Annotated in this window: 30 protein-coding genes, 1 tRNA gene and 1 pseudogene; 24 read left to right on the forward strand and 8 right to left on the reverse strand. The window is 65.7% G+C overall.

The window, feature by feature from the left end:
- Positions 1 to 100 precede the first annotated feature (100 nt).
- The 3 genes from AC1RUK_RS27935 to AC1RUK_RS27945 all read left to right on the forward strand — a co-directional run bounded on the left by AC1RUK_RS27935 (position 101) and on the right by AC1RUK_RS27945 (position 2,197).
- Entirely contained in the window at positions 101 to 469 is a 369-nt protein-coding gene (locus AC1RUK_RS27935) for a YciI family protein (RefSeq protein ID WP_481838055.1), read from the forward strand.
- A 115-nt stretch (positions 470 to 584) separates the two neighbouring features.
- Positions 585 to 938 carry a YciI family protein gene (locus AC1RUK_RS27940; protein WP_404282113.1) on the forward strand — a complete coding sequence of 118 codons (354 nt, stop codon included), beginning with the start codon at positions 585 to 587 and terminating at the stop codon, positions 936 to 938.
- Complete coding sequence (locus tag AC1RUK_RS27945) at positions 938 to 2,197, forward strand: RNA polymerase sigma factor (protein WP_481838054.1); 1,260 nt, start codon at positions 938 to 940, stop codon at positions 2,195 to 2,197. The genes AC1RUK_RS27940 and AC1RUK_RS27945 overlap by 1 nt, the downstream gene beginning before the upstream one ends.
- Positions 2,198 to 2,213: 16 nt before the next feature.
- Here the strand turns inward: AC1RUK_RS27945 and AC1RUK_RS27950 are convergent, their stop codons facing one another.
- On the reverse strand, positions 2,214 to 2,840 hold the full coding sequence (locus tag AC1RUK_RS27950) for a glutathione S-transferase family protein (protein ID WP_481838053.1): 627 nt from the start codon (positions 2,838 to 2,840) through the stop codon (positions 2,214 to 2,216).
- Between the two features lie 357 nt (positions 2,841 to 3,197).
- On the opposite strand from AC1RUK_RS27950, the gene AC1RUK_RS27955 reads away from it, so the two are divergent.
- Positions 3,198 to 3,386: a hypothetical protein gene (locus AC1RUK_RS27955; RefSeq protein ID WP_436170034.1), complete on the forward strand. Its 189-nt coding sequence runs from the start codon at positions 3,198 to 3,200 to the stop codon at positions 3,384 to 3,386.
- 10 nt (positions 3,387 to 3,396) lie between these two features.
- Positions 3,397 to 4,419, forward strand: a complete 1,023-nt coding sequence (locus tag AC1RUK_RS27960; RefSeq protein ID WP_481838052.1) for a LuxR family transcriptional regulator — start codon at positions 3,397 to 3,399, stop codon at positions 4,417 to 4,419.
- A 117-nt stretch (positions 4,420 to 4,536) separates the two neighbouring features.
- Here AC1RUK_RS27960 and cysK read toward each other — a convergent pair whose 3' ends face one another.
- From cysK to hrcA, 5 genes are all read right to left on the reverse strand, one after another.
- Positions 4,537 to 5,517, reverse strand: coding sequence for a cysteine synthase A (cysK, locus tag AC1RUK_RS27965; protein ID WP_436170032.1), 981 nt, complete (start codon positions 5,515 to 5,517; stop codon positions 4,537 to 4,539).
- A gap of 191 nt (positions 5,518 to 5,708) precedes the next feature.
- The gene (locus AC1RUK_RS27970) at positions 5,709 to 6,326 is read right to left on the reverse strand and encodes a LysE family translocator (RefSeq protein WP_481838051.1); all 618 of its coding nucleotides are present in this window, start codon (positions 6,324 to 6,326) and stop codon (positions 5,709 to 5,711) included.
- 87 nt (positions 6,327 to 6,413) lie between these two features.
- Entirely contained in the window at positions 6,414 to 7,769 is a 1,356-nt protein-coding gene (locus tag AC1RUK_RS27975) for a PQQ-dependent sugar dehydrogenase (RefSeq protein ID WP_481838050.1), read from the reverse strand.
- A 96-nt stretch (positions 7,770 to 7,865) separates the two neighbouring features.
- Positions 7,866 to 8,063, reverse strand: a complete 198-nt coding sequence (locus tag AC1RUK_RS27980; protein WP_436170029.1) for a hypothetical protein — start codon at positions 8,061 to 8,063, stop codon at positions 7,866 to 7,868.
- Between the two features lie 172 nt (positions 8,064 to 8,235).
- A complete protein-coding gene (gene hrcA / locus AC1RUK_RS27985; RefSeq protein WP_436170028.1) occupies positions 8,236 to 9,318 on the reverse strand; it encodes a heat-inducible transcriptional repressor HrcA in 1,083 nt (360 codons plus the stop codon).
- A 135-nt stretch (positions 9,319 to 9,453) separates the two neighbouring features.
- Here hrcA and rph point away from each other — a divergent pair, with 135 nt between their 5' ends.
- From rph to AC1RUK_RS28015, 6 genes and pseudogenes are all read left to right on the forward strand, one after another.
- Entirely contained in the window at positions 9,454 to 10,170 is a 717-nt protein-coding gene (rph, locus tag AC1RUK_RS27990) for a ribonuclease PH (RefSeq protein ID WP_481838049.1), read from the forward strand.
- 7 nt (positions 10,171 to 10,177) lie between these two features.
- Positions 10,178 to 10,588: a VOC family protein gene (locus AC1RUK_RS27995; RefSeq protein ID WP_481838048.1), complete on the forward strand. Its 411-nt coding sequence runs from the start codon at positions 10,178 to 10,180 to the stop codon at positions 10,586 to 10,588.
- On the forward strand, positions 10,588 to 11,235 hold the full coding sequence (gene rdgB / locus AC1RUK_RS28000; RefSeq protein ID WP_481838047.1) for an RdgB/HAM1 family non-canonical purine NTP pyrophosphatase: 648 nt from the start codon (positions 10,588 to 10,590) through the stop codon (positions 11,233 to 11,235). Before AC1RUK_RS27995 ends, rdgB begins: the two co-directional genes overlap by 1 nt.
- A gap of 10 nt (positions 11,236 to 11,245) precedes the next feature.
- Positions 11,246 to 12,424: a radical SAM family heme chaperone HemW gene (gene hemW, locus AC1RUK_RS28005; RefSeq protein WP_481838046.1), complete on the forward strand. Its 1,179-nt coding sequence runs from the start codon at positions 11,246 to 11,248 to the stop codon at positions 12,422 to 12,424.
- Between the two features lie 64 nt (positions 12,425 to 12,488).
- Positions 12,489 to 12,572: pseudogene (locus tag AC1RUK_RS28010) on the forward strand (low molecular weight protein tyrosine phosphatase family protein); the annotation flags it as partial.
- Between the two features lie 25 nt (positions 12,573 to 12,597).
- Positions 12,598 to 12,753 (forward strand): hypothetical protein, encoded by a 156-nt coding sequence (locus tag AC1RUK_RS28015; RefSeq protein ID WP_481839629.1) that lies wholly within the window; start codon positions 12,598 to 12,600, stop codon positions 12,751 to 12,753.
- A gap of 287 nt (positions 12,754 to 13,040) precedes the next feature.
- On the opposite strand, the gene AC1RUK_RS28020 is transcribed toward AC1RUK_RS28015, so the two are convergent.
- A complete protein-coding gene (locus AC1RUK_RS28020) occupies positions 13,041 to 13,244 on the reverse strand; it encodes a hypothetical protein (protein WP_481838045.1) in 204 nt (67 codons plus the stop codon).
- Positions 13,245 to 13,455: 211 nt separating this feature from the next.
- Here AC1RUK_RS28020 and rsmI point away from each other — a divergent pair, with 211 nt between their 5' ends.
- Positions 13,456 to 14,364: a 16S rRNA (cytidine(1402)-2'-O)-methyltransferase gene (gene rsmI, locus AC1RUK_RS28025; RefSeq protein ID WP_436170020.1), complete on the forward strand. Its 909-nt coding sequence runs from the start codon at positions 13,456 to 13,458 to the stop codon at positions 14,362 to 14,364.
- Positions 14,336 to 14,734, forward strand: coding sequence for a YraN family protein (locus AC1RUK_RS28030; RefSeq protein WP_436170019.1), 399 nt, complete (start codon positions 14,336 to 14,338; stop codon positions 14,732 to 14,734). Before rsmI ends, AC1RUK_RS28030 begins: the two co-directional genes overlap by 29 nt.
- A gap of 160 nt (positions 14,735 to 14,894) precedes the next feature.
- Here the strand turns inward: AC1RUK_RS28030 and AC1RUK_RS28035 are convergent, their stop codons facing one another.
- Positions 14,895 to 15,701, reverse strand: a complete 807-nt coding sequence (locus AC1RUK_RS28035) for an undecaprenyl-diphosphate phosphatase (protein WP_481838044.1) — start codon at positions 15,699 to 15,701, stop codon at positions 14,895 to 14,897.
- Positions 15,702 to 15,862: 161 nt separating this feature from the next.
- On the opposite strand from AC1RUK_RS28035, the gene AC1RUK_RS28040 reads away from it, so the two are divergent.
- The 11 genes from AC1RUK_RS28040 (at position 15,863) to AC1RUK_RS28090 (ending at position 26,617) form a co-directional block, all read left to right on the forward strand.
- Positions 15,863 to 16,555, forward strand: coding sequence for a glutathione S-transferase family protein (locus AC1RUK_RS28040; protein WP_436170017.1), 693 nt, complete (start codon positions 15,863 to 15,865; stop codon positions 16,553 to 16,555).
- A complete protein-coding gene (queG, locus tag AC1RUK_RS28045) occupies positions 16,536 to 17,696 on the forward strand; it encodes a tRNA epoxyqueuosine(34) reductase QueG (protein ID WP_481838043.1) in 1,161 nt (386 codons plus the stop codon). Before AC1RUK_RS28040 ends, queG begins: the two co-directional genes overlap by 20 nt.
- Positions 17,693 to 18,595 carry an SDR family oxidoreductase gene (locus tag AC1RUK_RS28050; protein WP_481838042.1) on the forward strand — a complete coding sequence of 301 codons (903 nt, stop codon included), beginning with the start codon at positions 17,693 to 17,695 and terminating at the stop codon, positions 18,593 to 18,595. Before queG ends, AC1RUK_RS28050 begins: the two co-directional genes overlap by 4 nt.
- Positions 18,596 to 18,659: 64 nt before the next feature.
- Positions 18,660 to 19,751 (forward strand): penicillin-insensitive murein endopeptidase, encoded by a 1,092-nt coding sequence (gene mepA / locus AC1RUK_RS28055; protein ID WP_481838041.1) that lies wholly within the window; start codon positions 18,660 to 18,662, stop codon positions 19,749 to 19,751.
- Positions 19,752 to 19,836: 85 nt separating this feature from the next.
- Positions 19,837 to 20,856: a glucokinase gene (locus tag AC1RUK_RS28060; protein WP_481838040.1), complete on the forward strand. Its 1,020-nt coding sequence runs from the start codon at positions 19,837 to 19,839 to the stop codon at positions 20,854 to 20,856.
- A gap of 170 nt (positions 20,857 to 21,026) precedes the next feature.
- Positions 21,027 to 22,838, forward strand: a complete 1,812-nt coding sequence (locus tag AC1RUK_RS28065) for an ABC transporter ATP-binding protein (protein ID WP_481838039.1) — start codon at positions 21,027 to 21,029, stop codon at positions 22,836 to 22,838.
- The gene (gene dapB / locus AC1RUK_RS28070; RefSeq protein ID WP_481838038.1) at positions 22,835 to 23,647 is read left to right on the forward strand and encodes a 4-hydroxy-tetrahydrodipicolinate reductase; all 813 of its coding nucleotides are present in this window, start codon (positions 22,835 to 22,837) and stop codon (positions 23,645 to 23,647) included. Before AC1RUK_RS28065 ends, dapB begins: the two co-directional genes overlap by 4 nt.
- A gap of 48 nt (positions 23,648 to 23,695) precedes the next feature.
- The gene (locus tag AC1RUK_RS28075; protein WP_481838037.1) at positions 23,696 to 24,316 is read left to right on the forward strand and encodes a 2,3-bisphosphoglycerate-dependent phosphoglycerate mutase; all 621 of its coding nucleotides are present in this window, start codon (positions 23,696 to 23,698) and stop codon (positions 24,314 to 24,316) included.
- Between the two features lie 75 nt (positions 24,317 to 24,391).
- Positions 24,392 to 24,476 (forward strand) — tRNA-Leu (locus AC1RUK_RS28080).
- Between the two features lie 153 nt (positions 24,477 to 24,629).
- Positions 24,630 to 26,309: an FAD-dependent oxidoreductase gene (locus AC1RUK_RS28085; RefSeq protein ID WP_481838036.1), complete on the forward strand. Its 1,680-nt coding sequence runs from the start codon at positions 24,630 to 24,632 to the stop codon at positions 26,307 to 26,309.
- A complete protein-coding gene (locus tag AC1RUK_RS28090; protein WP_481838035.1) occupies positions 26,309 to 26,617 on the forward strand; it encodes a UBP-type zinc finger domain-containing protein in 309 nt (102 codons plus the stop codon). Before AC1RUK_RS28085 ends, AC1RUK_RS28090 begins: the two co-directional genes overlap by 1 nt.

Below are 26,617 nucleotides of genomic sequence, written 5' to 3' on the forward strand. Positions count from 1 at the left end.
GGCCGAAAGAGTTTTCCGGCGCCTGTCGAAATCGGGCGAGGCCGCGCGACATAGGGTCGGCCCGCAACGAAGCGGCCGTTCGGAAAAACGGGAGAAGACCATGCGTTACATGCTGTTGATCTACAACGACGAAGCCGCAATGGCGAATGCGCCGCGCGAGAGCACCGAGCAGATCCTCGCGGCCTATGGCGCCTATACCGAAGCGTTGAAGAAGTCCGGCGCATGGTTGGCCGGCGACCGGCTGCGCCCGACCCAGGCGGCCGCCTCGGTGCGGATGGCTGACGGCAAGACCAACGTGCTCGATGGCCCCTATGCCGACACCAAGGAGCAACTTGCCGGCTTCTACATGATCGAAGCGACGGACTTCGACAGGGCCACCGAATGGGCTGGGCGCTGTCCGGCAGCCAGCACCGGCACGGTCGAGGTGCGCCCGATCTGGGAAATGACCGAGTACCTGTCTGAGAAATGATCGAAACGCCGTGACGAATCCGAAGATTTTCGCGGCGCCTGTCGAAATCGAGCGAGGCCACGCGACATAGGGTCGGCCAGCAACGAAGCGGCCTTCGAGAAAACGGGAGAAGACCATGCGATACATGCTTTTGATCTACGTCAACGAAGCCGCGATGGCGGCAGCGCCAACCGAGAAGACCTACGAGATCAGCGCGGCCTATGGCGCCTATACCGAGGCGTTGAAGAAGTCCGGCGCCTGGCTCGCCGGCGACCGGCTGAAGCCGACCCAGGCCGCCACTTCGGTGCGGATGGCCAACGGCAAGACCAACGTGCTCGACGGTCCCTATGCCGACACCAAGGAGCAGCTCGCCGGCTTCTACATGATCGAGGCTGAGGACGCCGATGCCGCTATCGCCTGGGCGGCACGCTGCCCCGCCGCCAGCGCCGGCACGGTTGAGCTGCGGCCGATCTGGGAACAGACCATGTGATGGAAAATAGCCTGGAGATCGCGCGGGCGGCGGCGGAAGCGGCCGCCCGGCAGAGCTACGGCAAGCTGGTCGCCTGGCTCGCCGCCCGCACGCGCGATGTCGCCGGCGCCGAGGACGCGCTGGCCGATGCCTTCGCGGCGGCGCTGGAGCGCTGGCCGAAGGCCGGCGTTCCGGACCGGCCGGAAGCCTGGCTGCTTGCGGTGGCGCGACGGCGCCGGGTCGACGCGATCCGGCGGCGGCTGACCGGCGAGGCTGCCCGCGACCATCTCAGGCTGGTCGCCGAGGAAATGGAGGCGAACATGACTGACGAGGAGCTGCCCGACGAGCGTCTGCGGCTGATGTTTGCCTGCGCCCATCCGGCGATCGAATCGAGTGTACGCGCGCCGCTGATCCTGCAGACCATTCTCGGTTTCGATGCGGCGACGATCGCCTCGGCATTTCTGATCTCGCCGGCAACGATGAGCCAGCGCCTGGTGCGCGCCAAGAGCCGCATCCGTGAGACCGGCATTCCCTTTCGCGTGCCCGAACGGGCCGAGCTTGGCGAGCGGCTCGACGCGGTACTGGAAGCCATCTATGCGGCCTTCGCGGAAGGCTGGTCCGATCCGGCCGGCACCGAGACGCAGCGGCGCAACCTCGCCACCGAAGGCATCTGGCTCGGCCGGCTGGTGGCCTCGCTGATGCCGGAGGAACCCGAAGCGCTCGGCCTGCTTTCGCTGATGCTGTTCGCCGAGGCCCGCCGCGCCGCGCGGCGCAGCCCCGAAGGGGATTTCGTGCCGCTTGCCGAACAGGACATCGGGCTGTGGGATGACACGCTGATCGACGAGGCGGAAGCGCTGCTTTCCCGCGCTGCCGCCAAGGCGGTGATCGGCCGCTACCAGCTCGAGGCGGCGGTGCAATCCGCCCATACGGCGCGGCGTCGGAGCGGCCGCACCGACTGGGCGGCGATCCGTCAGCTCTACGACGCCCTGCTGGCGATTGCCGGTTCGCCGGTGGTGGCGATCAACCGTGCCGTGGCGATTGCCGAGGCCGATGGTGCCGCAGCGGGATTGGCAGCACTATACGTGCTGGGTGACGACAAGCGGCTTGCCGACTACCAGCCCTTTTGGGCGGCGCGTGCCGGCCTGCTGGCCAGGCTCGGCCAGACCACGCAAGCCGCACAGGCCTACGACCAGGCGATCGGCCTGGAACGCGACCCGGCCGTGCGCCGCTTCCTGCAACAACGGCGCGCGGAACTCGGCGATGGCGCGACGAAGGGCTGAGCCCTTCGCGCGTTGGTCAGGTCGGCCACATGTCATGTGCAACGTTAAGCTTCTGCATCAGCTCATGATCGCGCAATCTGGCCCACAGCCTCTCGAGATCAGGCCAGGCGGCGTGAGCCTTCTCGACATCGGGATGCCAGGCCACCAGCATGATGAGATAGATATCGGCCACCGACAGCCGCTCGCCAACCAGCCAGTCACGGCCGGCGAGGGCCTTGTCGAGGATCGCAAAGCCGCGATCCATCTCGGCGACCGCTGCCTGCTTCACTGCTTTCACCCCCTCGGCGTCGGCGGTGTAGCGATGGGCGTAGTAGAACCGCAGGATCGCTGGATAGAGGGCCGACGACATGAACGCCATCCAGCGCAGAAAGTCGGCGCGGGCTGGCGAACCGGCTGCCGGTGCCAGGCCCGCCTCCGGGTGGCGTTGGGCGAGCAGGATGCAGATCGCCGCCGATTCGGTGATCGAGCTGCCATCCGGCAAGGTCAGCACCGGAACCTGGTTCAGCGGGCTGATGTCGAGAAAGGCCGGATCGGGCGGGTCCTTCTTCGGCACGTCGATCTGGTCGAACGGAGCGCCGGCTAGAGCCAGCGCTGCCTCGACGACAAAGCCGCCGCTGCCGGGGCGTGTGTAGAGCTTGTACATAGAATCCTCCGCCGGTCTGCGCAAAGCAGGCGACGGCTATTGGATACGCAAGCCGCATCCCGCTCAAGCGAGCGGCGGCTGTCACAGAGGTTTTTTCGGCAGTCCAGAAAATTCCTCGCGAATCGTCCAGCCCGAGTTCCAGCGGTTTGCTGAACTACCGCATCAGGACCTCGCGTTGGAGAGCCTTGTGGACCGTGTGGGGCAAGCCGCTCGCTGGGCATGCCCACCCCGTGAAGGTGAGCGCTCGTGTCTCCATCCCGGTAGAAACTGGTCCGCTGTCGCTCGCGCGCATGACAGCTAAGAGTGCCCCACCATGCCACGATGCCTGTGATGAAAGCGCCAGCACAGGAGGAAGCCATGGATATCTACAGTCTTGTCGCCACGAACATTCGTTCGAAGGGCCATCCGGTGCCGATGGCCGCCAAGGCCGAAGACCGCTACTACCGGGACCAGGTCGCTCTGCCGCGCTTGAACCCGGGCCTGCTTGGGTCGATCGTCGCGACAACCTGCGCAATCCTGATCCTCGTGGGCATGACTCCGACCTGAGGCTGGTGGCATGCTGCGAGATATCGGCCGTGTTATGCTGCGACCGGACGTTACCGGAGCGCGCACGATGGACGAAAGCGAGGCTGACAAAGCCGCGATCCTGGCGGTGATCCGTGCCGAGACCGAGGCCTGGCTGCAGCGCGACTTCGAGGCACTGGCGAGCCACTGGGTGCAGTCGCCGCAGACCCGGCGGATGGAATCTTTCGCCTCGCTCGGCGTTCGGGTGGACGAAGGCTGGGACGTGATCGCCTCGCGGATCAAGAAGATCGTGGAGCGATTCCCAGAGAAGCAAGCCTTCGAGGGGCGCGTCCGTTGGGAAAAAGTCAACGTCGTCGTGGACGGCAACGTGGCGTGGATGACCTTCGATCAGATCGGCAGTGACACGGGCGAGGATCGCAAGCGCCAGCTCCGGATCCTCCACCGGATCGAGGGCGCCTGGAAGATCGGCTGCATGGTGATGATGGAGAGCAGCGCCGATGAGGCCAACAGCCCGCTGATCGAGGTCGACATGGATGCGCGCATACTCTGGACGAACCGGCTGGCGCAGGAGCGGATGCACGGCCATCCGGGACTGGTCGCCGCTGCCGGCAGCCTGCGTGCCCGGCGACGCGAGCGCGACGCAGCACTTCGCGACGCGGTGCGCTTGGCATTCTGCGAGCTGCAGAGCCAGAGGCCACTAAACGTCGCACCGAAACAGGCCTGGGTGGTGGCGCTCGGCGAAGACACAGCGGGGGTACGGCTCCATTGCTGGGTTCTGCTTGAGGACGGCAAGGTGTTCGTTTCATTCGACGATGCCGCGACGGTTGCGCGCCGGATCACAGCGGCGCAGGAAGTCTACGGACTCTCCCCGGCGCAGGTCAGGCTTGCCCGTCTGATCGTCGAGGGCCATGATCTTGCGGCCGCCGCCGATCTCCTGGCGGTTAGCGTCAACACTCTGCGAACCCAGCTACAGCGCATTTTCGACAAGACCGGCGCGCGCAGCCAGGCTGCATTGGTGCGTTCGTTGCTCAGTACTGACGCGCCAAACAGATAAGGCCTGGCGAGCGAATCGCTTGATGCTGGCGGGACAGTGCGCCCCTCTGTTCTGCCGGACATCTCCCCGCAAGGGGGAGATTGATGGCTTCGGCGTCGCGCTCTTGCGTCGAGAAGCCTAAGCGCCCAACCCGTCGAACAAAATGGTCGACAGATAGCGCTCGGCGAAGGAGGGGATGACCACCACCAGATTCTTGCCCTTGTTCTCCGGCCGCGAGCCGACGACGATCGCCGCCTGAAGGGCCGCGCCCGAGGAGATGCCGACCGGCACGCCTTCGAGACGGGCGACGAGGCGAGCATTGGCGACCGAATCCTCGTTCGAGACCTTGACGATCTCGTCATAGATCGAAGTGTCGAGGATCTTTGGCGCGAAGCCGGCGCCGATGCCCTGGATCTTGTGCGGGCCGGGCTGGCCGCCGGACAGAACCGGCGAGGCTTCCGGCTCGACGGCGACGACATGCACCGAAGGCTTGCGCTGCTTCAGCACCTGGCCGACGCCGGTGATGGTGCCGCCGGTGCCGATGCCGGCGACGAAGATGTCGACCTCGCCCTGGGTGTCGTTCCAGATCTCCTCGGCCGTGGTGCGGCGGTGGATCTCCGGATTGGCCGGGTTCTCGAACTGCTGTGGAATGACGGCGTCGGGCAGCGTGGCGGCCAGTTCGTCGGCCTTGGCGATGGCGCCCTTCATGCCTTTGGGACCTTCGGTCAGCACCAGTTCGGCGCCGAGCAGCGCCAGCATTTTCCTGCGCTCCACTGACATGGTCTCCGGCATGGTCAGGATCAGCTTGTAGCCCTTGGCGGCGGCGGCGAAGGCGAGCGCGATGCCGGTGTTGCCGGAGGTCGGCTCGATCAGCGTCGTCCTGCCGGGCGCGATCCGGCCCGACGCCTCCAGCGCCTCGATCATGGCGACGCCGATGCGGTCCTTGACCGAAGCGATCGGGTTGAAGAATTCGAGCTTGGCCAGGAGATTGGCGACAACGCCCTTCTCCTTGGCGAATTTGTCGAGCCGCACCAGCGGCGTGTCGCCAATCGTCTCGGTGATCGAATTGTAGACCCGGCCGCGGCCGGGCACGCGCGTGGAAGAGACGGGCTTGTTCATTGGTTTCGCTCCCAGAAGTCAGGCAATTGACATGGTCGGACTAACATAGGCGGACAGAATAGGGCTTTCGGTCGCGCAAGATAGGCTGCGGCTCGAAAATATCCGAGTGGGGTGCTTGCTGAAAACGCTCTCATCCCGGAAACGCATTTTCCGGATAGCCCGATTTGCGGAATGGATTGGCCGAAACCAGTCTACTGGCGGGCGGCAATGGCCGCCGCAGCCCCGACCATGAAGCCGGCGGCGGTACGGTTCAACGCCTTCAGCGCCCTTGGCGACTTGAGGAACCAGCGCGCCTTGGCGGCGAGCGCCAGATAAGGCACCAGCACCACCAGGAGCACGACGACGGTGAGCGCGACGAGGATGCCGTAGTCGACCAGCGTGATGGTCTTCAGGTCGACGATGGTCGGCGTGATGGCGAGATAGAAGATCATCGTTTTCGGGTTGCCGAGCGTGACGGTGAGGCCGGCTAGGAAGCTCGCCAGCAATCCGCCCTTGCCCTTCTTCGCCTCGACGGTCTCGGGCGTGATGCCGCTGGTCCAGAAACGCCAGCCAAGGAAGGCGAGATAGGCGACGCCCAGCCATTTGATCGCCACGAAGACCATGCCGAAGCTCTGGGCGACGAAGGCAAGGCCGAGCACGACGGCGGTGAGATAGGTGAGGTCGCCGAGCATCAGGCCGAACGACATGGCCAGCGACGACCGGAAGCCGGAACCGAGGGCACGCGCGACAAGCGCCGTGACGCCAGGGCCGGGAATGGCGGCGGCGATGCCGAGGGCGGCGCTGTAGGCGATGAAACCGGTGAGGGTCATGGGTCCAGCCTTTGAATGAAGGCTCCTTTTTCGCACGAAAGCGCCTGGGCTGTGAACCGGATTCGATTGCGCCAGAGGGCGAGCGCCTCAGGTCGGGTCTTCGCCGTAGGTAACGCGCCAGATGGTGCCGTTGCCGTCTTCGGTGACGATCAGCGAACCGTCTTTAGCCACCGCAACGCCAACCGGTCGACCCCAGACCGCGTCGTCGGCGATGACGAAGCCGGTCATGAAATCCTCATACTCGCCGGTCGGCTTGCCGTCCTTGAATTTCAATCGCACCACCTTGTAGCCCGTCCTGATGTCGCGGTTCCAGGAGCCGTGCAGGGCGACGAACGCATCCCCCTGATACTCGGCCGGAAAGCTCCTGCCGGCGTAGAAGGCGATGTTGAGCGGCGCCGAATGCGCCTGCATCAGCACGTCAGGCACGGTCACCTTGCCGGCGAGGTCGGGACGCTCGCCCTGGTGGCGCGGATCCTCGTTGGAGCCGATGTAATACCAGGGCCAGCCGTAGAAGCCGCCGTCCTTTACCGTCGTCGCATATTCGAACGGGACATTGTCGCCGAGTTCGTCTCGCTCGTTGACGACGCACCAGAGCGCGCCGGTGGCCGGCTGCACGGTCATGCCGGAGCAGTTGCGCAGCCCGGTGGCGAAGCTGCGCCGGTTCTTGCCGTCGGGATCGAAGGCGAGAACGTCGGCGCGGCCTTGCTCGGAGCCCCAGGCCGCGCCCAGCGGCTGCGATTTCGCCCATTGCTCGAGCCCGCCCTCCGGTTCCTTGCCGATATCCTCGGCAGCATTGGAGCCGGAGCCAACCGACAGATAGAGCGTCTTGCCGTCGGGCGAGAAGACGATGTCGCGGGTCCAGTGGTGGCTGGAGGGGATGTCGGCGACGATGGTTTCCGGCTCGCCGGACGCCTGCAGGTCGCCGTCACGATAGGCGAAGCGCACGACGCTGTTGCTGTTGGCGACATAGACCCATTGCGGCTTGTCTCCCGGCGGGTAGAAGGCAATGCCATAGGGCCGGTTGAAGCCCTTGGCGAAGGTGGTTTCGTCGGCAGGCTTGGCGCTGCCCTCGGTGAGACGGTAGACGCGTATCTGGTTGACCTTGCTGTCGGCGACGAAGAGGTCGCCGTTCGGCGCCATGCGCACGACACGCGGATTGTCGATGCCGGAGGCAATCAACTCTACCGAAAAGCCCGGCGGCAGAATTGGCTTGGCGCCTTCGGGACGATCGGCCAAGCCGGCGCCGTTGGACGCGGATTCGGTGAGGTAAGGGGCCTGCAAATCATCAGGCCTGATCAGTCGACGCACGCCCGGCCTGTCGGCCTTCCAGTCGCCGAAGGCGGCTTTCCCCGTCAGCACCGGCTGGTCCGACTGTAGCGCGAAGCTGCTGGGGACGACAAACAGAGTGGCGACAAATGCCGCCAGACCGACACGTCGGATCATGGCATTCTCCGGTTCACCTTGACCAGCGAAACGGGCAGACCCGCCTGCTTGTTCCGAGCAGGGCCTCGGCACACAGGGATTTGAAGGATCGCCGGTTCAGGTCCCGGCAGCGTAGAAATCGTCGTCGAGACGCTTTTCCAGTTCAACGAGATCGGCCGGCAGCGGCAGGCCCATGGCGCGCAGCTCCCTCAGCTTTTCGCGCAGCTGTTCCTGCACCTCATGCTGGTCCTCGGGCTGGTTGATCATTTCCTCGAGCAGCAGGCTGATCTGGGCCTTCAATGATTCCAGCGCCATTCTTTTTCTCCTCGGCAGCCTGTTCGTTCCAAGGTGTGTTGAGATTCGGGTCAGGCCGCGCCGAAAATGGTGGTTTCCGAGAACCGGAGCGGAGCGTACTTTTGGGTACGTGAGCACCGGAAGCGCAGGAAACCGCCATTTGCAGGCCGGTCTCACCCGAATATCGATACACCTAGCGCAGCATGCGCGAAATGAGCTGCGCCGTATAGTCGACCATCGGCACTATGCGGGCGTAGTTCAGGCGCGTCGGGCCGATGACGCCGAGCGCGCCGACGACGCGGGCGTCCTTGTCGCGATAGGGCGCGACGACCAGCGACGAGCCGGACAGCGAAAAGAGCTTGTTTTCCGAGCCGATGAAGATGCGCACGCCAGGCCCTTCCTCGGCAAGGTCGAGCAGCTGGACCAGCCCGTCCTGCGTCTCCAGGTCCTCGAACAGATGGCGCAGCAACTCGATATCGGCCTGGGCGGTGACGTTTTCCAGCAGATTGGCGCGGCCGCGCACGATGAGACGCGCCGGCAGGCCGCTGTCGGCGCCTGCCCAGACCGCCAGGCCCTTCTCGACCAGGTCCTGCGACAGCGTGTCGAGGGCGGCCCTGGTCTCTTCCTTGATACGGGCGATCTCGATGCGCGCCTCGGCCAGCGTCCGGCCACGGATATGGGCGTTGAGGAAGTTCGAGGCCTCGTGCAATTGCGAGACGGTGGTGCCGGCGGGCAGGTCGACGACGCGGTTCTCGACATCGCCGTTCTGCGACACCAGCACGGCCAGCGCCTTGGTCGGCTCGAGCTGGATGAACTCGATGTGCTTGAGCGCCACTTCGTTCTTGGCGGCGAGCACCAGGCCGGCGCCGCGCGACATGCCCGACAGCATCTGGCTGGCCTCGGTCAGCATATGCTCCAGCGTCGCGCCCGAGCCGGAGGCCCGCACCTGCGCCTCGATGATGCGGCGCTCCTCGTCGGAAAGGTCGCCAAGCTCCATGAAGGCGTCGACGAAGAAGCGCAGGCCGGTCTGCGTCGGCAAACGTCCGGCCGAGATATGCGGCGCATAGATCAGGCCGAGATGCTCGAGGTCGCTCATCACATTGCGGATGGTCGCCGGCGACAGCGACGAGGGCAGTATGCGCGACAGGCTGCGCGAACCGACCGGCTCGCCATCCCTCAGATAGGAATCGACGATGCGCCGGAAAATGTCGCGCGAACGCATATCCAGTGACTGGAGCACCGGCGACTGCGACGCGGGATCGACTGCCTTGGTCATTCGGGCCAAAAACCTCCGGTTCAAATATAGACTTAGGCCGTGCCCGCGCAACCCGGTCCATTTTCCTTTGCGCCATGGGCCGCATGCGTCTACAAGCCGCCCACGATTCCGGAAAACCAGAAGAAAGAGGCCTGAATGCGCCCCTCCAAACGCCAAGCCGACGAAATGCGCGCCATCTCCTTCGAGCGCGGCGTCTCCAAACACGCCGAAGGCTCGTGCCTGGTGAAGTTCGGCGACACGCATGTCCTGTGCACGGCGAGCCTGGAGGAAAAAGTGCCGGCCTGGATGCGCAATTCCGGCAAGGGCTGGGTGACGGCCGAATATGGCATGCTGCCGCGTTCCACCGGCGAGCGCATGCGCCGCGAGGCCTCCGCCGGCAAGCAGGGCGGCCGCACGCTGGAGATCCAGCGGCTGATCGGCCGCTCCTTGCGCGCCGTGGTCGATCTGCAGGCGCTGGGCGAGCAACAGATCACCGTCGACTGCGATGTCATCCAGGCCGATGGCGGCACCCGCACGGCGTCGATCACCGGCGGCTGGGTGGCGCTTTACGACTGCCTGCGCTGGATGGAAGCCCGGCAGATGGCCAGCGTCGCCAAGGTGCTGAAGGACCATGTCGCGGCGATTTCCTGCGGCATCCATGACGGCCAGCCGGTCATCGATCTCGACTATCTCGAGGATTCCTCGGCCGGCACCGACGCCAATTTCGTCATGACCGGCAAGGGCGGCATCGTCGAGATCCAGGGCACGGCCGAGGGCGAGCCCTTCTCCGAAGACCAGTTCGCCGCGCTGATGGGCCTGGCCAAGAAGGGCATCCAACGCCTGGTCAGCCTGCAGCAGATGGCTGTCGTATAGGCTTTCCATGAGACCTCCCGCCATCCTCGAATCGGCCCTCTACGTCACCGATTTGGCTGCCGCGGAAGCCTTCTATCGCGACATGCTCGGCCTCGAGGTGCTCGGCAAGGTCGAGGGCAGGCATGTGTTCTTCCGCTGCCGTTCCGGAGTGCTCCTGCTCTTCAACGCTGAGGCCACCAAGGTACCGCCGGCGCCCGACGCCAGGCTGAAGGTGCCGCCGCATGGCACAGTCGGCGATGGCCACCTCTGCTTTGCCGCGAGCGCTGACGAGATCGCCGGCTGGCGGCAACATCTCGCGACGAAGAAGATCGCCATCGAAAGCGAGTTCGAGTGGCCGCAAGGCGGGCGTTCGATCTATATACGCGACCCCTCCGGCAATTCGATCGAATTCGCCGAAGCAAGGATCTGGGGCCTCTGATGCATTCGCTCAACGGACAAAAGATCGTCGTCGCCAGCCACAATGAAGGCAAGCTGCGCGAATTCTCCGACCTGATGGCGCCGTTCGGCTTCGAGGCGAAATCCGCCAAGGAGTATGGCCTGCCGGAGCCGGACGAGACCGGCACCACCTTCGAGGAGAACGCCTACATCAAGGCCTTTGCCGCCGCCAAGGCGACCGGCCTGCCGGCGCTGTCGGACGATTCCGGCCTCTGCGTCGACGCGCTCGACGGCGCGCCCGGCGTCTACACCGCCAATTGGGCAGAGACGCCGGACGGTTCGCGCGATTTCGGCATGGCCATGCAGCGCACGGAAGTCGCGCTGCAGGAAGTCGGCGCGGTCGATCCGGCACAGCGCAAAGGCCGCTTCGTCGCTGTCATCTGCCTGGCCTTTCCCGATGGCGATGCCGAGTATTTCCGCGGCGAGGCCGAAGGCACGCTGGTGTGGCCGCCACGCGGCACGCTCGGTTTCGGCTACGACCCGGTGTTTCTGCCGGACGGTTTCGAAAAGACTTTCGGCGAAATGAGCGCCGAGGAGAAGCATGGCTGGAAGCCCGGCCAGCCGACGGCCCTGTCGCACCGCGCCCGCGCCTTCCAGAAATTCGCGCGCGCCCGGCTCGGTTCGGAATGATGGGCACGGCATGATTGGGCACGGCACCACCATGCAGCTCGACCGCGGCCCCGGCTTCGGCGTCTACGTCCATTGGCCGTTCTGCGCGGCCAAGTGCCCCTATTGCGACTTCAACAGCCATGTTCGCCACCAGCCGGTCGACCAGGAGCGTTTTGCGCGCGCCTTCGAAACGGAGCTGGCGACAATGCGCGCCCGCACCGGGCCGCGCGAGGTGACCAGCATCTTCCTCGGCGGCGGCACGCCTTCGCTGATGAAGCCGGAAACCGTGGCGACGGTGCTCAACGCGGTGGCGAAGAACTGGACGGTGCCTGAGGGCATCGAGGTAACGCTGGAGGCCAATCCTTCGTCGGTCGAGGCCGAGCGTTTTCGCGGCTATCGCGCGGCCGGCGTCAACCGTGTGTCGCTCGGCGTGCAGGCGCTGAACGACAAGGATCTGCGCTTCCTCGGCCGGCTGCACAATGTCGAGGAGGCGCTGCATGCCATCGGGCTCGCGCGGGAAATATTCCCCCGCCTCTCGTTCGACCTGATCTATGCGCGGCCGGGCCAGACGCCGGAGGCCTGGCAGGCAGAGCTGGAACAGGCGATCGGCCATGCCGCCGACCATCTGTCGCTCTACCAGCTGACCATCGAGGAAGGCACGCCGTTCCATGCGCTGCATGCGGCCAAGAAATTCACCATTCCGGACAACGACCACGCCGCCGACCTCTACGCGCTGACGCAGGAGGTGACATCGGCGCATGGCTTGCCGGCCTACGAGATATCCAACCACGCCAGGCCGGGTGCCGAGAGCCGGCACAATCTGACCTACTGGCGCTATGGCGAATATGTCGGCGTCGGCCCCGGCGCGCATGGCCGCTTCGTCGAACACGGCCACCGCGTGGTGACGATCGCCGAGCGGATGCCGGAGACCTGGGCCAATCTGGTCGAAGCCAAGGGCCATGGCGTTACCGGCGGCGAGATCCTGACGCGCTCGGAAGAAGCCGACGAGTTCCTGCTGATGGGGCTGCGGCTGGCCGAGGGCATCGACCTTTCCCGCTACGAGGCGTTCTCCGGGCGCGGCCTGTCGAGCGCGCGGCTCTCGGTGCTGCAGGGCGAAGGGCTGGTGGCGCCGATCGGCAATGCCCGGCTGCGCGTCACGCCGGCCGGCATGATCGTGCTCGACGCGGTGGTGGCGGATCTGGCGCGGTAAGCCGTTGAAAAACGTCCTCTTCGTCTGCAGCCAGAACCGCTTGCGCAGTCCCACGGCGGAGCAGGTGTTTTCGAAGCGCAGGGATATCGAAGTCGCTTCGGCCGGCACCAATCACGACGCCGACAATGCGCTGACGCACGAACTGGGTCGCCTGGGCCGACATCATCTTCGTCATGGAGAAGGCGCACCGCGCCAAGCTGCAGAAGAAATTCAAGGTGAGCCTGAAGCGGGCCCGCGTCATCTGCCTCGACATTCCGGATGATTACGAATTCATGGATCCGGAGTTGGTCCGGCTGCTGGAGGCGAAAGTACCGCGATATCTCGGCTGAAGGATGAGAGCCCCGCTACCGCGCCGCGTCGCTTCCTGCTTCGCCTTGGGATGAAGCGAGAGCGGTCTCTGCCAATCGCAAAGGTTTGCTGGTCAGGCGTCGTGCTTGAAACGACGCTTGCCGCGATCCTTCTCGGCATGCGCCTCTCCGTTTCGGGCCGGCTGGCGTCGGCCTTGTCGCGGCGGACGCTGTGCTGGTCGTTCATCGGATGCGGCGGTACGGCTTCTCTGGCGCTTTTCGTTTCAAGGCGGGTGATGAAGATATCGAAGCGATTGGGCATCGTCCGGTCAGTGCTCCGTCGTGCTGTCGGTTTCGGTCTCGATTATGGTCTTCGGCTCGGCCAGCAGGCGGCGCAAAAGCCGCTGCCTGACTTCCGCGCTATCGGCATCGTTTTGAGCGTTGACCGGCCGGCTTTTGTCTCGCCTCGCGGCAAAGCGCTTGCGCCCGGCATAGTAGGGCTCGAAAGCGTCCTGTATCTTCAGGCTGTCCATCCTGTCCTCCTCCCGAGACGTTTGGACCAACAGTGCTAGAGCGTGCTCTGCGCGCCCAAGGCACGCGCGGCGCTCTAGCCGATAAATTCGCCGGGCTTGGTTTCGTTCCGCACTATGGCAAAGGCATGGCGGTCTCATTACATCGGCATCACGTTTTGCAACCGGGCGTGCGCCGTGCCAAACAGGACCAAATGCACGCAAGAGGGTACCGGTGACCGGCGACAAACGCAGCTATGTGATCGGGCAGACCGAGATACCGGCGCGGCCGCTCGAGCCGGCGCTCTATCTGGTGGCGACGCCGATCGGCAATCTTGCCGACATCACGCTGCGCGCGCTGGAGACGCTGGCCGCCGCCGATATCGTCGCCTGCGAGGACACGCGCGTCTCGCGCGTGCTGCTCGACCGCTACGGCATCCGCCGCCGCACCACCGCCTATCACGAGCACAATGCCGGCGAGGCCGGGCCGAAGTTGATCGCGGCGCTCGAAGCCGGGCAGAGCGTGGCGCTGATCTCGGACGCCGGCACGCCGCTGATCTCCGATCCCGGCTACCGGCTGGTCGGCGAGGCGCTGGACCGCGGCCTCCGCGTCGTGCCGATCCCCGGGCCGTCGGCGGCACTCGCCGCACTGACGGCGTCCGGCCTGCCTTCCGACGCCTTCCTGTTCGCCGGATTCCTACCCGTAAAGACCGGGCAACGGCTGACGCGGCTGGAGGCGCTGAAAGCCGTGCCGGCGACGCTGATCTTCTTCGAATCGCCGCGCCGGCTGGCCGAGACGCTTGGCGCCATGGTCGCGGCGCTGGGCGGCGCCCGCAAGGCGGCGATCGGCCGCGAGCTGACCAAGACTTTCGAGGAGATGCGGACCGGCACGCTGGAAAAGCTCGCCGATCACTATGCGGCGGCCGACACGCCGAAGGGCGAAATCGTCATCTGTGTCGGCCCGGCCGAGGCCAGGGCCGACGAGCCTGAAGACATCGACAGGCTGCTGCTGTCCCTCGCCGCCGAAATGCCGGCCTCGAAGGCTGCGGCGGAAGCGGCGAAAATGACCGGTGGCCAGAAGCAGGCGCTGTACCGGCGGCTGCTCGAGCTCCGGGATGCCGGTGGAGGCGAGGGTGGCGACTAAGCGCCAGGCTCTTCACCGCCGGCAGGCCTATCGACGCGGCCATCGCGGCGAATGGCTGGCGGCGGCGGCACTGATGCTGAAAGGCTACCGGATCCTCGCCCGCCGACATCGCACCAAACTCGGCGAGATCGACCTGATCGCCCGGCGCGGCGACCTGGTGCTGTTCGTCGAGGTCAAGGCACGTCGCTCGCTGATGGAGGCGATGGAGGCGATCGCCCACAGTTCCGAGCGCCGCATCGAGGGCGCGGCCGACCTCTGGCTGTCGCGCCAGCCCGATTATGGAAAACTGTCGGTGCGCTTCGACATGGTGGCGGTGCTGCCCTGGCGCTGGCCGGTGCATGTCGAGAATGCGTTTTACGGGCGGAATTGAGGTTGCTCGCCCCTCGCATGGCTCCCTGCCCTTCGAGCGTTCAGTCTCCTCCAAAAGGTCCACTGGACCTTTTGATCCGCCCGAAGGCGGACCGGGCCTTCACCGTTCGTCGTTCGGAAAGCCAAGCAATTGGCTTTCCGTCCGCTACGCGGACCACTCCTTACCCCCAGATCATCAACGCCACCAACCCGACGCCGCCGACCACCAGCCGCCACCAGCCGAACAGCGAATAGCCGTTGCGCGAGACGTAATCGAGCAGGAAGCGGACGACGATCAGCGCGGTGACGAAGGCGGCGACGAAGCCGACGGCGATGATCGGCAGGTCGGCGCTGCTCAGCACGTTGCGGTTCTTGAACAGGTCGAAGGCGAAGGCGCCGACCATGGTCGGGATGGCGAGGAAGAAGGAGAATTCCGCCGCCGCCCGCTTGTCGACGCCGAGCAGCAGCGCGCCGACGATGGTCGAGCCGGAGCGCGACGTGCCGGGGATCAGCGACAGGCACTGGAACAGGCCGATCTGCAGATAGAGCCGGGTCGGAAAACGTTCGACGTCACGGTAGGCGGGCTTGAGGTTCATGCGGTCGACCGCCAGCAACACGACACCGCCGATGATCAGCATGATGCAGATCAGCCGTGGCGATTCGAACAGGATGGTCTTGATGAAATCGTGCGCCAGCGCGCCGATGATGGCCGCCGGCAGGAAGGCGATGAGGATGCCGATGACGAAATGCCGCGTCAGCCGGTCATGCGGCAGGTCGAGCAGCATTTGCCACAGACGCCGGAAATAGACGCTGAGGATCGCCAGGATGGCGCCGAGCTGGATCAGGATCTCGAAGGCCTTGCCGGTCGAGTGGAAGCCGAGAAAATGGCCGGCAAGCAGGATATGGCCGGTCGAGGAGACCGGTATGAACTCGGTCAGGCCCTCCAGAAGACCGAGCAACAGGGCTTCGACGATGGTCTGGCTTTCCATGGCAACCTCGGGATTTGCGGGCGGGCTTGGGAGAAGGGCTTGCTTGTCATGGCGCGGAAGTCCCCCTATAGGTCGCAGCACCCTGACGGTCCGCTTTGCGGGCGGCCAAGACTTACCGGCGCGGCCGGCGATTCGCCAGTGCGCCTTATTATCGCGGGACCATGCTGACGCTCTTCCACCATCCGATGTTCGCCACCTGCCGGTTCGTCCGCCTCGCCTTTGGCGAATATGGCGAGGAGCTGGCGCTGATCGAAGAAAAGCCGTGGACGCGGCGCAAGGAGTTTTTGGCGCTGAACCCGGCCGGAACCTTGCCGATCCTGCTTGCCGAAGGCGACGTGCCGATCGTCGGCGCGATGGTGATCGCCGAATATCTCGACGAGACGCGCGGCGTCCTGAAGCGCGACAAGAGGCTGTTTGCCGAAGACCCTATGGAACGTGCCGAAATCCGGCGGCTGACCGACTGGTATCTCAGCAAGGCCGAAGGTGAAGTCACAAGACACCTGGTGCGCGAGCGCGTGCTGAAGCCGGTGATGCCGGAGACAGCGGGCGGCGGTTCGCCCGATTCGGGCGCGATCCGGGCTGCCCGCGCCAACATCCGCCAGCACATGAAATACACCAACTGGCTGGCCGGCACCCGCCACTGGCTGGCCGGCAACAAGGTGACCTATGCCGACCTCGCGGCGGCGGCGGCGCTGTCGGTGCTCGACTATCTCGGCGAGATCGACTGGCGCGAACACGCAGCGGCGCGCGAATGGTATACGCGGGTGAAATCGCGGCCATCGTTCCGGCCGCTTCTGTCCGACCGGGTGCGCGGCCTGTCGCCGGTGTCACATTATGCGGACCTCGACTTCTGACGCCGTAAAACTGCGCGCGCTGATCGACCGCGAGGCGCAGCGCGCCGGCTTCGATGCGGTCGCCGTCACCACGCCCGACGCGATCCCTCTAGCGCCGGCCCGGCTCGCCGAATTCATCGCCGACGGTTTCCATGGCTCGATGGGCTGGATCGCCGAAACGCTCGAGCGCCGGGGCGAACCGGCGGCGCTGTGGCCCGAGGTGCGCTCGATCGTCGTGCTGGCGATGAATTACGGCCCGGAATTCGATCCGCGCATGCTGCAGGAAAAGCGCGACCGTGGCGCGATCTCCGTCTATGCGCAGAACCGCGACTATCACGAGGTGATGAAGGGGCGGCTGAAGGAGATCGCCGGCAAGATCGTGGCGCGCGCCGGCGGCGACGTGAAGGTGTTCGTCGATACCGCGCCGGTGATGGAAAAGCCGCTCGCCGAAGCCGCCGGGCTCGGCTGGCAGGGCAAGCACACCAACCTGGTCAGCCGCGAACACGGCTCGTGGCTGTTTCTCGGTACCATCTTCACGACGGCCGCGCTTGCGCCCGACAAGGCGGAGGACGACCATTGCGGTTCCTGCCGCGCCTGCCTCGACGCCTGCCCGACCGATGCCTTCCCGGCGCCCTACCGGCTCGATGCGCGGCGCTGCATTTCTTATCTCACCATCGAGAACAAGGGGCCGATCCCGCACGAGTTCCGCGAAAAGATCGGCAACCGCATCTATGGCTGCGACGATTGTCTCGCCGCCTGTCCGTGGAACAAGTTCGCGCAAGCAGCGTCAGAGGCGAAGCTTGTCGCCCGCGCGGATCTGCGCGAGCCGCCGCTTGCGGAGCTCTTGCTGCTCGACGACGCTGCTTTTCGCTCGTTCTTTACCGGTTCGCCCATAAAACGCATCGGCCGCGACCGCTTTGTCCGCAACGTGCTGATCGCCGCCGGCAATTCCGGCGATCCTTCGCTGGCCGGTTCGGTGCGCGAATTGCTCGGCGATGCCTCGCCGCTGGTGCGCGGCGCGGCAGTGTGGGCGCTGTCGCGGCTTGTGCCCGAGACCGAGTTCGCCGAACGTGCCGCAGCCGCGGCACAAACCGAACGCGACGAGGCTGTGCGCCGCGAATGGCTTCTGGCGCAGTCAAATCCAATCGAGATGCATGCATGACCGAAAAGCATATCCTCATCTTCGGCGCCGGCTACTCCGGCAAGGCTTTTGCGCGGGCCAACAGCGATGCGGCGCTGATTTTCGGCACCACTCGCTCGCCGGAGAAGTTTGAAGCACTCCGGCAGGCCGGCGTCACGCCGTTGCGCTTCGACGGCGCGCTGACCCCAGAGATCGGCGAGGCCTTGAGGACAACCACCCACCTCATCGTCTCGGTGGCGCCGGAAGAGGTCGGCGATCCCGTGCTGAATGCCGCGCGCCAGGCAATCATGACCATGCCGGCGCTCGAATGGATCGGCTATCTCTCCACCGTCGGCGTCTATGGCGACCATGGCGGCGGCTGGGTGGACGAGACCGCCGAATGCCGGCCCGTGTCCAAACGTTCGGTGATGCGGGTGGCCGCCGAAAAGGATTGGCTGAAACTGGGCGAGGAGACCGGACGGCTGGTGGCGATCCTGCGGCTCTCCGGAATCTACGGTCCGGGCCGCAACGCGCTGGTCAACCTGGACGACGGCACCGCGCGGCGGCTGGTCAAGCCGGGCCAGGTGTTCAATCGCATCCATTGCGACGATATTGCCGGCGCGCTCTGGCATCTCATCGACCACAATCTGGGTGGCATCTTCAACGTCACCGACGACCTGCCGGCGCCGCCGCAGGACGTCGTCGCCTATGCCGCCTCGCTGATGGGTATCGAACCGCCGCCGGAAATTCCGTTTGAGACCGCCCAACTTTCGCCCATGGCGCGCTCCTTCTATGGCGAGAACAAGCGTGTCGCCAACACGGCGATCAAGGCGGCGGGCTACAGCTTCCGCTTTCCCGACTACCGGGTGGCGTTCGACCACATGTGGGCCGATGGCAACTGGCGCGAGGGCGAAGCGCGCAGCCCGATGAAGCGCTCGTGATCGAAGCGCCGGTCATGGTATGATTCGCCATGGTTCGCGGCCTGTTGCGGAGGGGATCGGTTTCATGACGATTTCGATGCGATCATTGCCCGGCAGAAGGCCGTTCCTGACGGCGATGATGTCCATCCTTGCCCTCATTGGGCTTGTCGCGGGCGCGCTGACGGCCGAGCCGCGGGCAAAAGACCTGTTCGGCGCCAAGAAGCTGCCGGCGGTGGCGGCGGCGCAGTCCTTCGGCTTCTATTCCAAGGGCTGCTTTGCCGGCGGCGTCGCCATCCCCATGGACGGGCCGACCTGGGAAGTGATGCGGCCGTCGCGCAACCGGCGCTGGGGCCATCCGGCGATGATCGCGCTGGTCGAGAAATTGTCGCGTGACGCTCACGCCGACGGCTGGCCGGGGCTGTTGATCGGCGACATCTCGCAACCGCGCGGCGGCCCGATGCTGACCGGTCATGCCTCGCACCAGATCGGCCTCGACGCCGACATCTGGCTGACGCCGATGCCCAGTCGCCCGCTTTCGACCCGCCAGCGCGAAGAGATGAGCGCCACCTTGATGGTCGATGAGAAGACCCATCTGGTGAAGGACGCGCTGTGGAAGCCGATGCATACGCGGCTCCTCAGGCGCGCCGCCAGCTACCCGGAGGTCGAGCGCATCCTGGTCAATCCCGGCATCAAGAAGAAGCTCTGCGACACCGTCACCGGTGACCGCTCCTGGCTGCGCAAGATCCGGCCGTTCTGGGGCCACGACTACCACTTCCACATGCGTATCGGCTGCCAGCCGGGTTCGCCCAATTGCAAGGGGCAGGAAACGACCCCGGCTGACGACGGCTGCGGCAAGCCGCTGGCCTGGTGGTTCACCGAGGAGCCGTGGCGGCCCAACAAGAACCCGGATGCGCCAAAGGCGCGCGACATCATGACGATGGCGAACCTGCCCAGGCAATGCCAAACCGTGCTCGACGCGCCGGCTCCGGCCTCGGCGGAAGCCGCCACCTATCACGGCGGCAGCGTGCCGATCGCTGTCGCCGCCGAGCCTGCGGAAGCGCTGCCGACGGCAACGACAGTGCCAAGCGACGCGGCGGCGCTGCCCGCCTCGGCAAGCGCGTTCGCGCCGACACCCGAGATCGGCATCCCACTGCCGCGACCGCGGCCGGGAAACTAACGCGGAAGCGGCTTTCCCTTTCCGAAGTCATGCGCTAGTCACGAGAAACAGCGGCAGACTGTCGGAATAGGGACGACCAAGAGCCATGCAAGGTGACGACGAGACAGCGCTGCGGTTTCCGGTCCTGATCGGTGACATCGGCGGCACCAATGCGCGCTTTTCGATCGTGCTCGACGCGAATTCGGAAGCGACCGAGCCGCAGATCGTCCAGACGGCCAATTTCAACACGATCGACGAGGCGATCCAGGCGGCGGTGCTCGACCGCTCCTCGATCCGGCCCAATTCGGCGGTGCTGGCGGTGGCCGGTCCGGTCGACGGCGACGAGATCGAACTGACCAACTGCCCTTGGGTGGTCAAGCCAAGGAAAATGTTCGCCAATCTTGGCCTCAGCGACATCGTCGTGCTCAACGATTTCGAGGCGCAGGCGCTGGCCGTGGTCGCGCTCGGCGAAGAGCATATGGAAAAGATCGGCGGCGGCACGCCGGAACCGAATGCCTGCCGCGTCGTGCTCGGTCCCGGCACCGGGCTTGGCGTCGCCGGGCTGATCCATGCCCTCAGCCACTGGATTCCGGTGCCCGGCGAAGGCGGCCACATGGACATCGGACCGCGCTCGCCGCGCGATTTCCAGGTTTTCCCGCATATCGAAAGGCTGGAAGGCCGCATCTCCGGCGAACAGATCCTGTGCGGGCGCGGCCTGGTCAATCTCTATCGCGCCGTGGCCAAGGCCGACGGTAAGCCGGCGCCCTTCACAACGCCGGCGGAAATCACCGCCGCGGCATTGGCGAAAACGGATCCGGTGGCCGAAGAGGCGCTGTCGATGTTCGTCACTTGCCTCGGTCGCACCGCCGGGGATCTGGCGCTGGTGTTCATGAGCCGCGGCGGCGTTTTCCTGACCGGCGGCATCGCGCAAAAGATCGTGCCGGCACTGAAAGCCGGCAATTTCCGCGCTGCCTTCGAGGACAAGGCGCCGCACAGCGAGCTGATGCGCGCCATGCCGGTCTATGTCATTACGCACCCGCTGGCGGCGCTTCTCGGGCTGGCCGCCTACGCCCGAAACCCGTCGCTGTTCGGCGTCCAGACGGCTGGACGGCGCTGGCGCGCATAAGGATCGCGCCGCCCCGTGACGAAGTTTCGCCATAGGCAAGCCGCAGACAGGGCGCTAAGAGGGGTGCCGAATTCCAGCCCTTGCGGCATGACCAGACGACGGACTCACGGAACGCCAGCGACTTGAACCAATCAACCCAACACCATGCGAGAGCCCGGCCGGGCGAGGTCGTGGCGGTCATTCGCCGCATTCTCGAAGAGAACGGCCGCGACTATCGGTGGTCGTACGTCCTCACGATACTCTGCCTGCTGACCGTGTCGGCGACGACGGCCCTCTCCGCCTGGATCATGAGCCCGGTCGTCAATCAGATCTTCTATGAACGGCGCGGCGATCTGATCCCATGGATCTGCGCCGCACTGCTGGCGGCTTTCATCCTGCGCGGGCTTGCCGGCTACGGCCAGGCGGTGACGATGGCCAGGATCGGCAACAATCTGGTGGCGCGCTACCAGCAGCGCATCTTCAACCATCTGATGAAGCTCGGCGTCAGCTTCTTCAACGACACCCGTTCCGGTCGGCTGGCGGCGCAGGTCAACGAGAACGTCAACGGCATTCGCGATCTGCTGTCGATGACGATAACCTCGACCGCGCGCGACGCCGTCTCGCTGGTCGCTCTGGTCGGCGTCATGATCTACCAGGACCCGGTGCTTTCGCTCAGCTCCCTGCTGATCGGACCGCCGCTGATCTACACCGTGACCTATCTGATGCGACGGGTTCGGCGCATCACCCGTGAATCGGTGCAGATCAATTCGCGGCTGATCGGCGCCATGCAGGAAGCCACGCAAGGCATCGCCATCGTCAAGGCCTTCACCATGGAGGACGAGCTGTCGCGTCGCATCAGCAAGCTCGCCGACGATGCGCAACAGCGGTCAAACAAGATCGCCCGCGTCTCCGAACGGCTCACGCCGATCTCCGAACTGCTGGCAGGTTTGGCCTTCGCCAGCGTCATCGCCTATTCCGGCTACCGGGCGACCGTTCTCGGCCAGCCGCCGGGCGCGGTGTTTTCCTTCATCACGGCGCTGACGCTCGCCTATGATCCGGCGCGGCGGCTGGCGCGCATGCAGGTCGGCATGGAACGCGCTCTGGTCAATGCGCGCATGATTTATGAGCTTCTCGACATCCAGCCGCAGCAGGGCGATACGTCGGGCGCGGTCGAAGCCAGGATCACCACCGGCGAGGTGCACTTCAACAACGTCTCGTTCGGCTATGTGCCGGAAACGCCGGTGCTGCAGGAGCTGAGCTTCATCGCCCAGGCCGGCAAGATGACGGCCATCGTCGGCGCCTCGGGTGCCGGCAAATCGACGCTGGTGGCGCTGCTGCAGCGCTTCTACGATGTCGGCCAAGGCAGCATCACGATCGACGGCCAGGACATCTCAAAGGTGACCAAGAAATCGCTGCGCGGCTCGATCGCCTATGTCTCGCAGGCGCCCTATCTGTTCGAGGGCACCATCCGCGATAACATCCGCTATGGGCGGCCCTCCGCCAGCGATCCCGAGATCGAGCAGGCGGCAATGCAGGCCGCGGCCGACGAATTCATCCGCCAGCAGCCGCAGGGCTATGACACCCCCGTCGGCGAAAACGGCGTGACGCTGTCCGGCGGCCAGCGCCAGCGCGTGTCGATCGCCCGCGCCATCGTGCGGAATGCGCCGATCCTGCTGCTCGACGAGGCGACCTCAGCGCTCGACAACGAGGCGGAAGCGCGCGTCCAGGAAGCGCTGACCCATGTCATGGAAGGGCGCACCACCATCGTCATTGCGCACCGGCTGTCGACGGTCGTCAATGCCGACCACATCATTGTGCTGGAAGAGGGCAGGCTGGTCGAGGAAGGCACGCATGCCGCGCTGATGGCCGACCCGCACAGCGTCTATGCCCGCTTCCACAGGGTGCAGGGCAAGAAGGGGCTGGGGCTTGTCGACGACGCCAAGCCAATCCAAACTCCGCTGCCGCGCAGCCGCGCGAAAAAGGCGGTCGGGAGGACAGCATGAGCGATATGGGCCTGGTGGTGGTGGGCGCGGCCGGCCGCATGGGCCAGACGCTGATCCGCGCCATCCATACGATGCCGGGCGCGCGCGTCGCCGGCGCGGTCGAGCGGTCGGGTTCGCCCTATCTCGGCAAGGATGCCGGAGAGCTCGCCGGCATCGGCATCATCAACGTGCCGATCGTCGACGATCCGCTGCCGGCCTTCGCCAAGGCCGACGGCGTGCTCGACTTCACCGCGCCGGCCGCGACGGTCGAATTCGCCGGCTACGCGGCGCAGGCACGCATTGCCCATGTCATCGGCACCACCGGCTGCTCGGCCGACGACAATGCCGCGATCGCGGCGGCGGCGCGCCATGCGACGATCGTCAAATCCGGCAATATGAGCCTCGGCGTCAACCTGCTGGCGGTGCTGGTGGAACAGGCGGCGAAGGCGCTCGACGCCGACGATTTCGACATCGAGATCCTGGAAATGCACCATCGGCACAAGGTCGACGCGCCGTCGGGAACGGCGTTGCTACTCGGCGAAGCGGCGGCGCAAGGTCGCGGCATTCCGCTCGCCGGCAACGATGTTCGCGTGCGCGACGGCCATACCGGCGTGCGCAAGACGGGCTCGATCGGCTTCGCGACGCTGCGCGGCGGCTCGGTGGTCGGCGATCATTCGGTGGTGCTGGCCGGCACCGGCGAGCGCATCACGCTTGCGCACCATGCCGAGGACCGGGCGATCTTTGCCCGCGGCGCGGTCAAGGCCGCACTTTGGGCGCGCGGCAAGAAGCCCGGACTGTATTCGATGCGGGACGTGCTCGGGCTCGCCTGAGGCGTTTCAATCCTCTCAAACTCGCCTCTTAAACTCGAAGGAGCAAACATGTCGGGAACTCTCGTGCTCGTGCGCCATGGCCAGAGCGAATGGAACCTGAAGAACCTGTTCACCGGCTGGCGCGACGTCGACCTGACCGAGCAGGGCCACAAGGAGGCCAAGGAAGCAGGTGCGAAGCTTGAGGCGCGCGGCCTGAAATTCGACATCGCCTTCACCTCGGCGCTGATCAGGGCGCAGAAGACCTGCCAGCACATTCTCGACGCGGTTGGCCAGAGCGAGCTGAAGACGATCCGCGACCAGGCGCTGAACGAGCGCGACTATGGCGACCTCTCCGGCCTCAACAAGGACGATGCGCGCAAGAAGTGGGGCGAGGAGCAGGTGCATATCTGGCGCCGTTCCTACGACGTCTCGCCGCCCGGAGGCGAAAGCCTGAAGGACACCGGGGCGCGGGTCTGGCCTTACTATTTGCACGATCTGCAACCGCATGTGCTGCGCGGCGAAACCGTGCTGGTCGCGGCACACGGCAATTCGCTGCGCGCGCTGATCATGGCGCTGGACGGCAAGAGCGGCGAGGAGATCGTCAAGCTGGAACTCGGCACCGGCGTGCCGGTGATCTACAAGCTCAACGCCGATTCCACCGTGGCGTCGAAGGAAGTGCTGGAAGGCTGAGCCGGCAACAGGTTGGGCCGCTTGAAAAAAGCGCGTTGACACTCATCGCTTGCCCGCTTACATGAGCCCGCACCAGCCCAGATGGCGGAATTGGTAGACGCGCACGGTTCAGGTCCGTGTTCCGCAAGGAGTGGAGGTTCGAGTCCTCTTCTGGGCACCAAATTCCCGTTTCGAGCCATTCGATATGGTTCTGAGACCCAAAGAAAAAAGCCCGGTTCGTCCGGGCTTTTTTGTTGGCGCCAAACCTGCCCTCCTGGTCAGGCATCGAACAAACCGCTTCAAACCCGACGACCTCGGCGGTACGGTCGAAGCCATGGCTCAAACCGCCCAGCCGATCACTATCACCCGTCGTGACCAGATGTTCCCCGTCCTGGCCGAGGCGGACATCGAGCGCATGCGCCGGTTCGGCGAGGCCAGCGTCTATGCCGCCGGCGAACACATCGTGACGGCCGGCGAGGTGGCGCCCGGCCTGATCGTCGTCCTGTCGGGGACGGTTGATATCACCCAGGATGCCGGGCTCGGCCGGCGCGAGACGATCGTCACCCACGGCCCGGGCAACTTCATCGGCGAATTGGTGCAGCTTTCGAGCCGCCCGTCGCTGGTCAATGCCGAGGCCACCCAGCCGGTCGAGGCCTTCGTGATCCCCTCGCAGCGGCTGCGCGACCTGATGGTGCAGGAGGCCAATCTCGGGGAGCGCATCATGCGGGCGCTGATCCTGCGCCGTGTCGGGTTGCTGGAAAGCGGCATCAGCGGGCCGATCGTCATCGGCCCGCTCGACAATGGCGACGTGCTGCGGCTGCAGGGTTTTCTGGCCCGCAGCGGCCAGCCGCACCGCGCGCTTGATTCCAGCACCGACCCTTGCGCCAAGACGCTGATCGAGCGTTTTCATGTCGACCCGCACCACCTGCCGATCGTGCTCTGTCCGAACGGCAAGCTGCTGCACAATCCCGGCGAAAACGAACTCGCCCGCTGCATCGGCCTGCTGCGGCCGATCGACACCACCAGAGTATACGACGTGGCCATTGTCGGCGCGGGACCGGCGGGGCTGGCGGCCGCGGTCTATGCGGCGTCCGAAGGCCTGTCGACGATCGTGCTCGACTGCCGCGCCTTCGGCGGACAAGCGGGCGCCTCCGCGCGCATCGAGAACTATCTCGGCTTCCCGACCGGCATTACCGGAATGGCGCTGATGGCGCGCGCCTACAACCAGGCGCAGAAGTTCGGCGTCGAAATGGTCATCCCCGACGAAGCCAGGCTGCTCAGCGCAGCTGCCGGCGGCTACACCCTCGATGTCGGCGATGGCGAGACGGTGCGGGCGCGCACGGTGGTGATCGCCAGCGGCGCACGCTACCGCCGCCTCGATGTCGCGAACCTGGCGCAATTCGAGGGAACGTCGGTGCATTACTGGGCTTCGCCGATCGAAGCGCGGCTGTGCAGCGGCCAGGAGGTGGCGCTGGTCGGGGCCGGCAATTCGGCCGGTCAAGCGGCAGTCTACCTGGCCAGCCAAGTGTGCAAGGTCGCGCTGCTGGCGCGCCGCGGCGGTCTCGATGCGACCATGTCGCGCTACCTGGTCGAGCGCATCAAGGCGCAGCCGAACATCGAGGTGCTGACCGAGACGGAGATCGAGGCGCTGGAAGGCCATGAGGGCAGTCTTGATCAGGTACGCTGGCGCAACCGGGCCACCGGCGAAGAAACGACGCGCCCCATCCGCCATCTCTTCCTGTTCATCGGCGCCGACCCGAACACGGACTGGCTGGCGCAATGCGATGTGGCGCTGGACGCCAGGGGCTTCGTGCGCACCGGACCGGACCTTGCACCGGCGCATGGCCTGATGGAGACGAGCCGCAGCGGGGTGTTCGCCATCGGCGACGTGCGCTCCGGCTCGGTCAAGCGGGTGGCCGCCGCCGTCGGCGAAGGCGCCCAGGTGGTGGCGGCATTGCACGCCTATCTCGCGCGCGGCGACACTGTGACGCCTCAAGCGGCCAGGAGACAGTGATGGCGGACGAATGCAGACATGCGAGCGACATCCAGGACGTGACGCCGAGCGCGCTCGGCTGCGAGGAATGCCTGAAGAGCGGCTCGTGGTGGGTGCATCTGCGGCTCTGCCGGACCTGCGGCCATGTCGGTTGCTGCGACGACTCGCCCAATCGCCACGCCACCAAGCATTTTCACGCCACCAGCCATCCGGTCATCGAAGGCTACGACCCGCCGGAAGGCTGGGCCTGGTGCTATGTCGACGAGGTTTTTCTCGATCTCGGCGATCGCGTCACACCGCAGAACGGCCCGATCCCAAGATTCTATTGA

It is taken from the genome of Mesorhizobium monacense (assembly GCF_056781675.1).